Source organism: uncultured Fibrobacter sp., assembly GCF_946062555.1.
Lineage (GTDB): Bacteria > Fibrobacterota > Fibrobacteria > Fibrobacterales > Fibrobacteraceae > Fibrobacter.
Map to the genome: position 1 here is coordinate 1 of NZ_CAMGVQ010000033.1, position 14,155 is coordinate 14,155.

At 52.8% G+C, this 14,155-nt stretch carries 10 protein-coding genes; 6 read left to right on the forward strand and 4 right to left on the reverse strand.

Annotated features, from left to right (window positions below; genetic code table 11):
* On the reverse strand, positions 1–298 hold a 298-nt coding region (locus tag Q0P86_RS10415), incomplete at its 3' end, for a hypothetical protein (RefSeq protein ID WP_295039282.1).
* 330 nt (positions 299–628) lie between these two features.
* Here Q0P86_RS10415 and Q0P86_RS10420 point away from each other — a divergent pair.
* The gene (locus tag Q0P86_RS10420; RefSeq protein ID WP_290993178.1) at positions 629–2,266 is read left to right on the forward strand and encodes a fumarate hydratase; all 1,638 of its coding nucleotides are present in this window, start codon (positions 629–631) and stop codon (positions 2,264–2,266) included.
* Positions 2,267–2,559: 293 nt separating this feature from the next.
* Here Q0P86_RS10420 and Q0P86_RS10425 read toward each other — a convergent pair whose 3' ends face one another.
* The gene (locus tag Q0P86_RS10425; protein WP_291023260.1) at positions 2,560–3,174 is read right to left on the reverse strand and encodes a pseudouridine synthase; all 615 of its coding nucleotides are present in this window, start codon (positions 3,172–3,174) and stop codon (positions 2,560–2,562) included.
* 45 nt (positions 3,175–3,219) lie between these two features.
* Between Q0P86_RS10425 and Q0P86_RS10430 the strand changes: the two genes are divergently transcribed.
* Both Q0P86_RS10430 and Q0P86_RS10435 read left to right on the forward strand, forming a co-directional pair.
* Entirely contained in the window at positions 3,220–4,257 is a 1,038-nt protein-coding gene (locus Q0P86_RS10430; protein WP_294983140.1) for an NAD-dependent epimerase/dehydratase family protein, read from the forward strand.
* Positions 4,258–4,279: 22 nt separating this feature from the next.
* Positions 4,280–5,749, forward strand: a complete 1,470-nt coding sequence (locus tag Q0P86_RS10435) for a hypothetical protein (protein WP_295039285.1) — start codon at positions 4,280–4,282, stop codon at positions 5,747–5,749.
* Between the two features lie 51 nt (positions 5,750–5,800).
* Here Q0P86_RS10435 and Q0P86_RS10440 read toward each other — a convergent pair whose 3' ends face one another.
* Positions 5,801–8,377 (reverse strand): Ig-like domain-containing protein, encoded by a 2,577-nt coding sequence (locus tag Q0P86_RS10440; RefSeq protein WP_295039286.1) that lies wholly within the window; start codon positions 8,375–8,377, stop codon positions 5,801–5,803.
* 160 nt (positions 8,378–8,537) lie between these two features.
* On the opposite strand from Q0P86_RS10440, the gene Q0P86_RS10445 reads away from it, so the two are divergent.
* Entirely contained in the window at positions 8,538–9,386 is an 849-nt protein-coding gene (locus Q0P86_RS10445) for a TIGR02147 family protein (protein ID WP_294114845.1), read from the forward strand.
* A 49-nt stretch (positions 9,387–9,435) separates the two neighbouring features.
* Here the strand turns inward: Q0P86_RS10445 and Q0P86_RS10450 are convergent, their stop codons facing one another.
* On the reverse strand, positions 9,436–11,466 hold the full coding sequence (locus Q0P86_RS10450; protein ID WP_295039288.1) for a M6 family metalloprotease domain-containing protein: 2,031 nt from the start codon (positions 11,464–11,466) through the stop codon (positions 9,436–9,438).
* A gap of 225 nt (positions 11,467–11,691) precedes the next feature.
* Between Q0P86_RS10450 and Q0P86_RS10455 the strand changes: the two genes are divergently transcribed.
* Positions 11,692–12,516 (forward strand): TIGR02147 family protein, encoded by an 825-nt coding sequence (locus Q0P86_RS10455; protein WP_295039290.1) that lies wholly within the window; start codon positions 11,692–11,694, stop codon positions 12,514–12,516.
* A gap of 9 nt (positions 12,517–12,525) precedes the next feature.
* Positions 12,526–14,106, forward strand: coding sequence for a hypothetical protein (locus Q0P86_RS10460; protein ID WP_295039292.1), 1,581 nt, complete (start codon positions 12,526–12,528; stop codon positions 14,104–14,106).
* Positions 14,107–14,155: the final 49 nt, after the last annotated feature.

A 14,155-nucleotide genomic window follows, 5' to 3' on the forward strand; every position in this document is an offset into this window, starting at 1 on the left:
CCGGTGCGGCAGCTTCAGCCTTCGGGGCTTCGGCAGCGGGCTGAGCAGCAGGGGCCGCAGCGGGAGCCGGTGCGGCAGCTTCAGCCTTCGGGGTTTCGGCGGCGGGCTGAGCAGCAGGAGCTGCAGCGGGAGCCGGTGCGGCAGCTTCAGCCTTCGGGGCTTCGGCAGCGGGCTTGGCAGCAGGGGCTGCAGCGGGAGCAGCCTTTGCAGCAGGAGCGGCGGCAGTCTTGGCAGCCGGGGCCGCGAAAACAACAGCAGAGGCAAGCATAGATGCGAGCATGAGATTCTTGATCTTCATAGTATTCCTCACTAGATTTTAAACTTTTACGATGAAAAAATAGTACAAATTTCGGCCGTTCGCCAAGTTTTTTATAAAAAAAGTTCAAATTGTCCGCCTTTTTCGTCTTTACGTCGGCATTTTGCAATTTTTTCGCACACCGTCAGGGGTAAAAGCACTCCATTCAGACAGAAATTTAAGACCAAAACCGCTAGAAATTTTAAATTACACACGTAAAATCAATGTGGAATGTGAAATGTGAAATTTATAATTAGTCATTACACATCCCACACCTAACTCCAGTCCCTAGATCCTAACCACTAACCACCAACCACTAACCACTAGAACACTATGGCATTCAAATATGAAGCAACCGTCCAGCACGGTGAAGATACTACCGAATACGTAAATCTCGGTAAAGATGGCGTTTCCGTCGCCGAATTCGAAGGCAAGAAGATTCTGAAGGTCGCCCCCGAGGCGCTCACCAGACTCTCCCAGGCCGCCTTTGAAGAAGTGGAATTCTGCCTGCGCCCGGCCCACACGGCGAAGGTCGCAAAGATTTTGCAGGACCCGGAAGCTTCGGACAACGACAAGTTTGTCGCGCTCACCATGCTCAGGAACGCCTGCGTTGCCGCAAAGGGCATTCTCCCGTTCTGTCAGGACACCGGTACGGCCATCTGCGTTGCCCACAAGGGCCAGCAGGTGTGGACCGGCTTTGACGATGCCGAAGCGATTTCGGAAGGTATCTACAACGCCTACACCACCAAGAACCTGCGCTACAGCCAGATTGCACCCTTGACCATGTACGAAGAAAAGAACACCGGTTGCAACCTGCCTGCCCAGATCGACATCCACGCCGAAGAAGGCGCCGAGATGAAGTTCCTGTTTGTGGCGAAGGGCGGTGGCTCTGCCAACAAGACTTACTACTGGCCCATGACCAAGGCGCTCCTCAACCCGAAGTCCTTGGAAAAGTTCCTCGCCGAAAAGGTGAAGACGCTCGGCACTGCGGCCTGCCCTCCGTACCACCTCGCGATTGTGATTGGCGGAACCTCTGCCGAAATGAACACGCACATGGTGAAGCTTGCCAGCTGCGGCTACCTCGACGATATTCCGACCACGGGTTCCGAAGGCGGCCGTATTTTCCGCGACCTCGAAATGGAAGAAAAGGTTCTGCACATCTGCCAGAAGACGGGCATTGGCGCCCAGTTCGGAGGCAAGTACCTGGTGCACGATGTGCGCGTGATTCGCGCTCCGCGTCATGCTGCTAGCTGCCCGGTTTCTATCGGCGTGAGCTGCTCTGCCGACCGCAACATCAAGGCTAAGATTGACGAGAACGGCCTCTGGCTCGAAAAGATGGAACACCATCCGGAAAACTACATTCCGGCAGGCAACGCCGTGAACCTCGCTCCGGCAGTTGAAATCGACCTTGACCGCCCGATGAAGGAAGTGCTCGCCGACCTCACCAAGTACCCGGTGAAGACGCGCCTCAGCCTCAAGGGCACGATGATCGTGGCCCGCGACATGGCACATGCCAAGATTGCTGAAATCTTCGACAAGCAGGAACGCGGCGAAGAACTCACCGACGAAGAAAAGACCGTATTGAAGGTCGTGTCTGACCACCCGATTTACTACGCCGGCCCGGCCAAGACTCCGGCAGGCATGCCCACGGGTAGCTTCGGCCCGACAACGGCTAACCGCATGGATCCGTACGTGATGCGTTTCCAGAGCAAGGGCGCTTCGATGATCATGGTCGCTAAGGGCAACCGCAGCCAGGACGTGACCGACGCCTGCAAGAAGTACGGTGGATTCTTCCTAGGTTCTATCGGTGGTCCGGCAGCCATCCTCGCTGAACAGAACATTCTGTCCAATGACATCGTGGCCTTCCCGGAACTCGGCATGGAAGCCATCCGCAAGATCACCATCAAGGACTTCCCCGCCTTCATCTTGGTCGACGACAAGGGAAATAATTTCTTCGAAGGGCTCATTTAATCGTCGCCCAAGCGGGGGCCATGCGCACTAAGCGCTAAAGTGCTAAGTGCTGTCCGCCCCGTCTTCATCTTGGTCGATGACAAGGGAAATAATTTCTTCGAAGGTTTGATTTAACACTTTTGTCATCCTGGAGCGTGTCATCCTCGAAGCGTAGCGGAGGGGAGACGGGAACCAGTGCTAAATTCTCCCCCTTCGGTCGAGAGTAACTTGAGAACCGAAAGCTGCGATAGACCATTTATAGACTAAAGCGCCCCGCAAGTTTACTTGCGGGGCATTCTTGTATAAAAAACGCCTTAAATAACTTTGTCTGTAATTACGCACCACTCGCCGGGTTTTAAATTGCCGAGCGGAATTTTTCCTATCTGCACGCGGATAAGGCGAAGTGTCGGGAACCCCACCGCCGCCGTCATGTGACGCACTTGGCGGTTCTTGCCTTCGATGAGCGTAAGGCGTACCCAGCTGGTGGGAATATTCGCCCTGAAACGCACCGGCGGATTACGGGGCCAAAGCCAGTCCGGTTCTTCCGCAATTTCAGCCTTGCAGGGCTTGGTGTGATAACCCTTGATATCGACACCCCTGGCAAGCTTGCGCACCGCCTCTTCGGTAATTTGACCATCCACTTGCGCCAAGTAGGTTCGCGGGTGCTCAAACTTCGGATCCAGCAGTTTCTTAATCAGTTTGCCATTATCCGTCAGCAAGAGTGCGCCTTCGCTGTCATGGTCCAGACGCCCCGCCGCATAAACACCCGGCGGAAACCCGAACGTATCGAGCGCCGCATGGTCCGACTCCGGCGTAAACTGGCTTAAAACGCCAAAAGGCTTGTTGAAAAGAATCACTGTGGACATCGGGAATAAAGGTAGAAAATAGTTGATAGAGCCTAGCTGGTAGAACTTAGAAGAATCATCCAAGCTCTAAGATCTAAGTTCCAAATTCTAATTGCTATATTATCTCACATGAAAATTCTTGTTACAGGTGCAGCTGGTTTTATTGGCTCCAAGCTCATGTTCATGCTCGCGGAACGCGGCGACGAAGTGGTGGGCCTCGACAATATTAACGACTATTACGATGTCCGACTCAAGTACGGTCGACTCCGCGAGGGCGGCATCGAGCAGCCCGGCGACAACTTCGCCTACGGCGCCATGGTGCAAAGCTCCAAGTACAAGAACTGCCGATTCGTCAAGATGGGCATCGACGACAAGGAACCCCTGGACAAGCTCTTTGCCGAAGAAAAGTTCGACAAAGTCGTGAACCTCGCCGCCCAGGCAGGCGTGCGCTACTCCATTACGAACCCGTACGCCTACCTGCAAAGCAACCTGGTCGGATTCCTGAACATCCTGGAAGCCTGCCGCCATAACCAAGTCAAGTATCTGGTGTTTGCCTCGTCCAGTTCCGTGTACGGCCTCAACAGCAAGGTGCCCTACAGCGAAGACGACAAGGTCGACAATCCGGTGAGCCTGTACGCCGCCAGCAAGAAGAGCAACGAGCTCATGGCCCACAGCTACAGCAAGCTCTACAACCTGCCCGTCACGGGTCTACGTTTCTTCACCGTTTACGGGCCGTGGGGACGCCCCGACATGTCGCCCATGCTCTTTGCCCGCGCCATTTCCAAGGGTGAACCCATCAAGGTGTTCAACAACGGCGACATGATCCGCGACTTCACCTACATCGACGACATCACCGAAGGCACCATCCACACACTGGACCACGTGCCCGATGCCGCCAAGTGCGCCAACAACGTGCCCTACAAGATTTACAACATCGGTTGCAGCCACCCCGTAAAGCTCATGGATTTCATTGACGAAATCGAAAACGCTTACGGCGAACCCGCCAAGAAGAACTTCTTGCCCATGCAGCCCGGTGATGTGTACCAGACCAACGCCGATACCACCAAACTTGAAACCGAGTGCGGATACAAGCCCCACTGGAGCCTGCATGACGGCATCGCCGAATTCATGAAGTGGTATAAGAGCGACAAAAACCCGCTCAAGTGATTTTTAGCAATCAGTTTGAGATATGTTCAAAGCAACTCTAAAGAAGCTGTTCCTTGACGGCCTCCGTCAACTCAAGCCCGTTCAGTATATTATCCTCGCCCTGATTCTGGGTCTTGGGATATTTAACGCCGTCACAGGGGCGATGCCCTATATCAACCAGCACCGTTACGAACGCGGGATAGAAAAGGCATTCAACAAATGGTGGGAAAACGAAGGCGCCGAACAATTCAAAGCCGTCGGGCTGGAACCTACCGATAAAATCCGCAACGAGGAATTCGAACAGTTCCGAGCGAGGGCGCTCGCCCAGAAACCATCCTACATCGTAGAAGACCGCATCGAAATCATGAAAAAGGATTTCCGCGAATGGTGGGAAATCAAGGGCGGTAAAGAGGCCTTCGCCGAAGAGCACAAGCGCTACCCCAGCGAATCGGATTTCCGTCGCGAACTGACGAAATGGATCAACAACTATACGGACAAGTTTACCCGCTACAATATGGCGTTCGTTCCCAAGAGGGAACAATACAGCAACCTGCTTACCAGCTGGATGCTTTTCCCGAGCGTGTGGAGCTACCTGATTTTCGCAGCGTTCTTCATCTTTGCCACGGTTCAACTCGAAAGGCGCTGGCAATGGTATATCTTATGGGGAATCGTGGTCGGAGTAACCCTTTGCGGAGGAATCTTCGTTTCGATCCTTACGGGAACAAGCTTCTTCGATCACTATGATGGCGAACGCTACATGGGAATGAGCCTCACCATCGCCTTTCTACTCGGCGCAACTGCATTTGCTCCCCGCAAGGATATGATTTCGACGACAACTTCCGCAGTTTGCTTTGCGGGACTATTCCTGGACATGGCAATCAACTGGTTCGTGAACCCGGGAATCTTCGGGGCGGTCTCCATTCTTTCGCCCCTTCTGTTCGGAGCAGGAGCTTTCGCCGGGACAAAGATTGAGACTCGCCGCAAGAACAAGCGAGAACTCAAACTGGACGCCCTCAACGAACGAGCACGTCGCGTCGCGAGCCGTAACCCGATGGCAGAAATGAAGGCGAAAACCCGCGCCACCATCGAGGCCGGATTTGCAAGCGCCAAACTCGGGCAATTCGACCAGGCTCAGCGTCAGCTGACCCAGGCGATGACCCAACTTTTGCAGGAACACCCTGTCGACGGGGAACTCGTAAAATCACTTGCCGAACGGATGACCAGCCCGACTCTCTACATTGAAATTATGAGCAACCAATGGCTGGAATGGGGCGAAATCGCCAAGGCGAAGAATTCCCCCGAGGCAGCCATCCTTCTTTTGAAGAAAGGCCTTTCGCGCGAAAAAGACAAGAACTTCGCCCGTCGCGCCCTATACATTCTAGGCGAGACAAGTATTACGAATAAAATAGAAATTGAAGACGGTGTTAAGCGTCTTCAAAAAGTAATCGAGATGAATGGCAATGATATGATGGCCAAACAGGCTCAGAAAATATTAGATAGTATAGGAAAATAATGGATTCCCTCCCCTATCGTGCTACGCACTCCAGGGTCGAGAATGACTATACTACTGTATGTAGCGGCGCTTCACGGCGCCGTTTTTCGTATACTCCACCACCATCACGCGAGCTGCAGGCATCCTTGCCGGTTTGCGTTCGCCAGCAAACAGCGGACGGCCCTGCATATCAAAGATACGGTAGAAACCCGTTTCGGCTTCAGTTGACAGGTTTTTGCGTTGCGCAATCGAAGTCGTTCCGCTGCTGGATTCAATAATTTCGCCCGAAGAAGACTCCGGTTCAGTACTCGAAGATGATTCTGGAGCATTCGGGTCTGCAACCACGATGCGGCCGCTCTTGACAAAGGTGGAATCGTTGTTGGTCGCCGTGACGGTGAAGACGTATTCGCCAGCCGCAGTGGGAGTGCCGCTGATAGAAATTTTGCGGTTTTCCTTGTCGATGCTAGTCGTAACACCCGCCGGGAAGCCTTGGGGCACGACCGTCTCGGTGCCGCTCCAGGTGTAGCAGAAATCCACAATCGGTTCACCCAGATTGATGCTCTGGCTGCTGGAACCGGCTCCGCACTTCACGACCTCGGGATAAGCAGCCCCTTCGACCGTGAAGGTCACAAACGAAGACATCTGCGAAAGGCCCGAATTGTCCGTCACGACTGCAACCGCGGAATACACTCCCGGTTCAAGCCCGCTTGCATTCACCTGGTAGGGTGCGGCAGTTGCAGAACCGACCAGCGTGTTGCCCACGTAGAAGGCGACACTCTTCACGGAACCGTCGCCGTCCTTCGCGTCGGCCTTCAAGGTGACCGTTGCACCCGCGTCAAATTTCGCCCCCGTTGCGGGAGCAGAGAGAGAAACATTCGCAGCCTTGTTGCTCTGGCCAAATCCCTGGTTGTATTCAGGCATTTTACCGTAGCGGCCGCCCACGCCCGAGAGATTCGGGATTTCTTTCGGGAGATTTGCCACGGTACGCTTTTCAAAGCTGTAGCTCGGGTTGAACGTCGCCGCATTCGGGACACCCTGCGTCACCGTGCCGTTGTAACGGTGCTGTTGCTTGGTACCACTCCCGAACGTGACTCCGCTAAAGTACACGTAGCCGTTGTCGCCCCATTCGGCCAGATAGCCCTGGCCGTTATCGATATAGCTGTTCTCGTAGCGCACATAGGCCTTCGCGCTTGCGCTGTGGCCGTTCGCACCTGCAATAAAGAATCGGTTGTAATCCACGTACTGGTTGTACAGATGCACCTGCGAACCGTTGCTTTCGCCCGTCACCTTCGGCACGCGGCCGTAGGTATTGTGCCAGTAGTTGTTCGCGTATGTCAGGTGCGCATCTTCGACAAGCGCCATGTAAGGATCGGTGCCCCAGCAGTTGTATTCGTTCGCGCCGTCAAAATCCAGGTAGCTGATAGTGGCGTCGTCCACGAATTCCATGTCCATGCCGTCACTGATCCACTTGTAGCTGATGTGGTCTGCCCAAAACTTTTTCACGTGGTTCGATGCGGAGCCCACCGTCTCGAGGCCGTCGCCGCCCTCGATCAAGTGCGGGTTCACATCGTAAATGGCGAGGTTGCGGTAGATATGGTTTCCGGACCCTTCGTAGCTACGCACCACGATGGAGGCTCCACGCAGGTTCGCACCGCGGCCCATGCCCACGAGGCTCTTGTTGGGCTTGGTGGTAATCCAGTTGCTCCACGCCTGCAGATTGTCCGATTCCTTCACGATTTCAAGTCCGGATTCCCCGAGGCTCGCGCAACTGTTTTTCTCGAAGGCGATGCGGTAGAACTTGTTCGTCTTGCCCGTCACGCGATTCGTCTCGCCGCAAGTCGTACGGCACCAGGTACGCCCGGCCGCATTCGCCTCGGTCACTGCATTGCGGAAACGCCTGAAGTCGTATGTACCTTCGGGCACCAGAATCGTCACAGCATCGTTACTCTGCAGGTACTTGCGGATGCTCGCCGAATCGCTCGCGATGACGATGTTTCCTGCATCGCCGCCCGTCGTAGAAGCACCGAAACCTTCGGCCTTCACGTTGAATGTGAAAAGCAGCACGGCCGTCGGGTCAGTTTCCGCGCCGCTCCAGATCCACTTGGCCTGCGTATTCGCGGCAAATCCCGAAAGGGCGGCCCCGCTCGGGAGCTTACTGCTCGCATAGTTCAAAGTCGTAGCACCGCCCCACTGGCTAAGGTCGCGCCCCTTGTTCTTCCAGGAGTTGTTACCCACCGTAGGTTTCGCCTTCCAAGCGCCGCCGGAATAGTAGGATTTGTCGAGATCATCAATCTGCACAAGAACGCCGGGAGCGCCGGAACCGTTCACGCCCACGACCGAAATCGCGTTCTCGCCGGGCAAGAAAGTCATCGGCACAAAACGCACGCGGCCCGCCTGGTTGTCTTCGGCAAGGAGCGCCCCGTTATGGTAGAGCCTGTAGCCGCCATCGGCCACAATCCAGATACCCGGCCCCTCGCCCGCATTGTAGGTAGCCGCAACCAGCTGCGACCCCACCTTGTCGCCGCCACCGTAGGCGGCATCCGTCGGCAGACTCACCACTTCGCTCACCGGAACAGCGGCCTGCACTGCAGAAATTCCTAAAATCGAGACAACGCCCACCAAGGCGACGCGACCAAACATTTTTCCCATATTTTTCATATCTGTACACCCTTTTTGTGTCCATAATCTAAATTTCGCATCAATCTTTTCAAAGCTATTTTTGACAACCATCACATTTTGCGTTGTTCCTGGACAACGGGAAAACATTAAAGACATACCTCCGAGTAGACATTTTTCTTACATTTAAGGTATGGCCGAAAAGAAACCGACAAAAAAAATCTTCGAGTACCTGGATTACCGGGAATTCTTGAAGGATTACTACAACGCAAAGAAAGAGGCTAGTCCCGCCTTTTCTCTCCGCGTATTTTCGGACAGGATCGGTTTCAAGGCAAAGGACTTTATCAGCCGCGTGATGAACGGCGACAAAAATCTGTCTAACCAAAGCATTCCAAAAGTCGCCTCGGGGCTGCGCCTCGGGAAACACGAAACGGAATTCTTCGTCGCGCTCGTCAAGTTCAACCAGGCCGAAACCACCGAAGAAAGGAACGCCGCCTTCGGAGAAATGCAGACAACGCTTAAGGTTGTCCGTTTCGCCGAAAAGCAGCACCTGCTCGGGCACGCCCAGTACATGGTGTATTCGGATTGGCGTCACCTTACCGTCCGTAGCCTCATCGGACTATTCGGTTTTGACGGCGACTTCGAAGCGCTCGCCAGGCGGGTGCATCCGCATATCACCGCCGACGAGGCGAAAAAATCGGTAAAGTTGCTTGAAGAATGCCAGCTGATCAAGAAAGACGACAATGGCAAATACGTCCTGACAGAAAGCGCCATTACTACCGGCGACCGGACTTCTAAACTTGCTCTCCGCGGCTACCACCAGCAATGCCTCAAGCTTGCCGCCGACTCCATCGACCGCGACCCTCCGGGCACGCGCCACATTTCGGGACTCACGCTCGGCATCAGCCAAGAAGGCTACGAACGCATTGTGGAACGCATCAACGCCTTCCGCAAAGAAATCGCACTCCTCGCCGAAGAAGACGAAGGGAGCGATAAAGTTTTCCAGCTAGAATTCGCGCTATTCCCCGTCGGCGGGAAATAAATCGCCACACTGCCCTTCGCAAATATGCAGGGGCATTCTCTTCCGTTTCTTAGATTCTTTTCACGGCAACAAGCTTGTCACCCACGCTCAGCCGCACGATATATTTTCCGCGGCTGAATTTTCCGATTTCAAGACTAGTCGAATTCCCGGAAAATTTTTCCGAATGGAGCAGATGTCCCTGCAGATCGAACAGCCGCAATTCCTTGAGGCCCGCCACATCGGTCTGCACGTGGAGCTGGCGACCCTCCAGCGAGAACTGCACTTGCGGAGCCGCAACAACCGAGACAATTCCAGTAACGGTTGAAGACAAACCAGGTTCCAGCATTTCACTAGAAGAAGATTCCGCATCGTCCTGACTAGAACTCGATTCTTCGCTGCTAGAACTTTCGACCTCGGTGTCGGAACTATTAATCTCGCTGCTGGAACTTGCGACAGAAGAACTTGATTCTTCGGGACATGCCGTCAAAGAGATTTCCTGCGAAGTCGTAAAGCACGCTCTGTCGTCGCCATCGAGCACAATATTGTAAACGCCCGGCACAGAAGACGTCCCGTTCTTATTCACATAGGTAAAGTCCGCATAGTAACCTTTAGCCGCAAGCACCGACTTGAGCGCTACACGTTGGTGATCGACATCGCCATTCGCATTATTGTTCGTCACACAAATCGTTTTATCATAATCGATATACCACACATACACGCCATTTCCGCGTTGGTTCCAACTGATCGAATTCTTTATATACGAATCGTAAGATTCCGCCGGACGGTATTCAACAATGTAATATTCATCATTCTGGTTCGGGTTCGTGACAGAATACGCCTGCATCTCGCTCAATTTTCTGAGGGAGTAAACTTGGTCGGCTTCTAACTCAGTCAGTTTCAGCCAACCCATAATTTCTTTTTCGTACGCGGAATACCCCATTGGCGCATTGCCTTCGTTATACGAAGTTCCGTTATACATGCCAAGCGACATAATGTCGTAAGCCCCCGGACCATTCACCTGCTGCTTACTCGCATCCTTACCATAATGATCGTTTAAACCCATTACATGGCTAAATTCATGGGCAAAAATTCCCATCTTGTTGATTTTGGAATTCCTTGAACCATCTGCATATTGGGCAATAAACAAGTATTTGTCAAAGGTATAGCCACCCGCCTTGTATGCCGACGGATACCAGCCAGATGACGATCCGTTGCTCTGCATCCAGAACTGGTGTCCCCAAAAGATTTCACTCTGCTTGAGAGCGTCTTCTTCCATGCCGGGGAACAGGAATATAAACCCGTCGACATTAGAATTTTTCATGCAATATTTTTTTGCGTTCGCCTGGAAATCAGCACGTTTCGCCAACTCCGTAAGGCCTTCCGCAGTAAACTGGCCTTCCTTAAAGTTGTCGCCGGTGCCATAGTCCGTCAACGCCTTATTGAGCTGGATCGGGTACACGTCAAAATGTGGATTAAACAAGCTATCCGACACATACAAGAAATAATCACGCAGGCTTCCGATATTGTTGTTGACGTTGTAGCCCGGCTTATTCAAAAAATCATGGAACGCCGCTGAATCGCCATAATTTTTATCGGTAGTCCCTACCAAGAGTACCGGAAACCAACGTTCCCCAGTCGTCCATTTTTCCGAAGTCGGACGTCGGAGCATCATGGCAGATTCGCCATCCTGATTATACGACATCAGGGGAACATGGCTAAAGTTCTCGTTTTCGTTCAGTCCTTCTTCCTCGGGAAATCGGTCCCCATTCAGTTCTTGGTGCTTCTGACGAACCGCCTCCTGGTTTAAACTGCTCAAGAAAGACTTTTCTTCGGGAGTGCGATCAGCAACATTCTTGGCAATAACTTTACTCGCCAAGCCATCTTCGCCCACATACACATAGCTGCCATCGCCATTGCCCATAACCAGGTAGCCGTCAGATGTTTCGGCATAATGGTAATGTTCATCGCCAAAATGGCGAATCGACACGGAGCTACCGTCTTTGTTGGAAATAGTCTGGAATCCCGGAGCAGCCGGACGAGCACTTACCTGCGAGACCAGAGCGCACGCCGTCACTATATATACAAAAAGCACCTTTTTCATTTCCCAAAATCCTCATCTCTAAAATAATCCATTTTTTACCCAATATTCCAGTTTGCCGTAGTAAAAAAGTGTTATCATCTTGCAAAAAAAGCTAAAAAAATGCTCATTTTCGTTAATTCGGTGTAAAAATTCCCGTTTTTCCCAAAAATGTGAGCCACGCTACATGTTCTCAAATTTTTTTGAGCCACCATGCACAATTCCAATAAAAAATCTATATTAGTTACCGTGAATCGCTATTTAGACATATACCAGTTTACTCACTTTCGCAAGTTCCTGGAAGAATACCAAGCGACCCGCGCCAAAGAGGAGCCGAGCTTTACCCGTACCGAAATTTGCAACCTGTTGGGCCTCGAAAAGAGCCGCAGCTACTTCGCCGATGTTCTCAGGGGCAAGAAGGTCAGCCCCCGCATGGTGCAAAAATTTATCGAAATTCTGGAACTTGACAAGAAAGAGGCCAAGTATTTTGAGACCCTGGTCGGACTCGACCAGGCTAAAAGCGACGCCATCCGCAACGCCGCGATGCAGGAACTTTTGAAACTGCACCCGAACCCGCAGCATATCTTAAACGAAGACGCCTACGAATACTACAGCCACTGGTACAACAGCGCCCTTTTTGCGATTCTTGACGCAATGGATGTCGGCGTCGACATGGCCCCGGTTCAAAAGCGGATTTTTCCGAAGGTGCCACTCGGAAAGCTCAAGGACTCGCTTGCACTCTTGGAACGCCTCGGACTTGCGCGCAAGAACGAGAACGGCTTCTGGAAGCCTACCAAAGAAAGTATCAGCAGCGGCCCGTACAACAACGCGGAACTCATCAAGCAATACCAGTTGCAATGCTTCGAACTTTCAAAACAGGCCCTGATGACGCCACCCAAGCAGCCGACCGTCATGAGCACGCTCACCTTCAGTATCTCGAGCGAGGCGTACAAGAAACTTGAAGCCGAGCTGCAGGAATTCAAGGCGAAGGCGAGACGCATCATCGGCGAAGATCAAGAAAAGGCCGACGGCGTTTACCAGATGAACATCCACCTGTTCTCAAATTTAGACTAGGGGCGACAGATGAATAAAGGACTTTTCAAATTTTATCCGTCCCTCGCCGCAGCGGCATTCTGTTCGCTTACAGGGGGAGTCTCACTCCTTACCGCCTGTAGCGACAGCACAAGCACCGCGGGCGTTCTTACCGAAACAGAATCGGGGCAGACTGCAAGTTTGACCATCAGCGTCAATACGAATCTTGAAGTTGGCGACTCCTCCGAAATCAGTAGTCGCCCCAGAGTCGCCTTGATGCGTACCGCTAACGACCGCAGCGAAATCATAGACTCCGCCGTCACCGACACGAACAACGAAGTCACCTTCAAGAACGTGCCCTACAGCGATTTTAGCATCGTGGCCATGGGTATGGATCCTTCCGGCGCCGTCACCTTTGGCAATATCATCACCGACAAAATTCTTGAGTCCAAAGAGTTGCTGAACGACACCGGGTTTGTAGAGACCCACCTCGAGATCAACCTTTACGAGACAGCAAAAATCAGGCTGAACGCAGCGGCACTCGAGATTGCTCCGGGCGACTCTGTCTGCATCACGGGCACCCTGTCTTGTGGAGTCTACGACAAAACCGCACAGGAATCCGGATACATCAGCATCGAGAATATCCCAGCATCAACATATTCTGACTCCTACGTAGACTATGACCAGGTCGAAATTATCCATGACGGAGCCGCCCGCAAGGATACCGTCTACTGGCGTGTTTTCCCTGGAGACGACCGCACCGCCAACAAGAACGCCGTCGTCGATATTGTCTCCGAATGGTCCTTCACGCTCCCATCCATAAGTCTTCTCGACAGCCTCCAGGACAAGACGCTCGATTCGCTAATCGCACCGATTCCAGTCAAAAGGCCCGTCACACAAGACGACTACATCGTATGCGCCTTCGGGAGCACGACTACATCCGACTTCATGGACAAGAGTCAAAACAGCCTTCCCTGGAGCAATTCCAACTACAGGGGGGCAGACTCCATCACCACCTGGGTAATGCTTCCGCCCATGGATTCTGCTGTCACCATCTACAAGGTACACGGAGCAATCTACCCCCTCGCAGCAGCCACAAACCGCATCCAGTATTCAGACTCGTTCGCCTCGGGCGATTCTCTTTACAGGGTAGAATTCTCAGAAGATTCCAGCATAGCCGTCGGATTCTGGATTCGCGCCGTGGGTACAGAAGACAGCGTTCGCCACAGCATTCTTTCCCTGGGTTCAGAAAGTACCGGTTTCAAAATAGCCCAATGCGAAAGGAACGCTGAATACGCCTGTTCCAGGATTTACAGCGGGCTCGATTCCGCCGCGACAGATAGCGTCATCTACGGCAAGGCGAAAATCCTTGACGGCGAAAGGCACCACGTTTCGTTCGTCATCCACAAGAAACACCTCACCATCGCCGTAGACGGAGACACATTCCACGATACCGACCTCAAGCTTTCCAGCGAATTCTACGGTCTCTCCGGAATGCTGGTCGGCGACTATCCGCTAGAAAACCTTATCGTCCATTCCTTCGGCAGCTATATTCGCAAGGATGGCGAAAAAGACTGGACCCGCCTCAAGGCATGGCTCAAGGCCTTCTACGAAATGCAGAAAGACTTTTAAAAACTCTACAGCTAATGCTCGCAGTTTCGCGAGCATTTTCACATCAGGG

Excerpts from the sequence above, each read along its gene's own strand:
- Q0P86_RS10420 (WP_290993178.1), top strand. The coding sequence starts at position 629 with ATGGCATTCAAATATGAAGCAACCGTCCAGCACGGTGAAGATACTACC.
- Q0P86_RS10430 (WP_294983140.1), top strand. The coding sequence starts at position 3,220 with ATGAAAATTCTTGTTACAGGTGCAGCTGGTTTTATTGGCTCCAAGCTC.
- Q0P86_RS10435 (WP_295039285.1), top strand. The coding sequence starts at position 4,280 with ATGTTCAAAGCAACTCTAAAGAAGCTGTTCCTTGACGGCCTCCGTCAA.
- Q0P86_RS10440 (WP_295039286.1), bottom strand. The coding sequence starts at position 8,377 with ATGGGAAAAATGTTTGGTCGCGTCGCCTTGGTGGGCGTTGTCTCGATT.
- Q0P86_RS10445 (WP_294114845.1), top strand. The coding sequence starts at position 8,538 with ATGGCCGAAAAGAAACCGACAAAAAAAATCTTCGAGTACCTGGATTAC.
- Q0P86_RS10450 (WP_295039288.1), bottom strand. The coding sequence starts at position 11,466 with ATGAAAAAGGTGCTTTTTGTATATATAGTGACGGCGTGCGCTCTGGTC.
- Q0P86_RS10460 (WP_295039292.1), top strand. The coding sequence starts at position 12,526 with ATGAATAAAGGACTTTTCAAATTTTATCCGTCCCTCGCCGCAGCGGCA.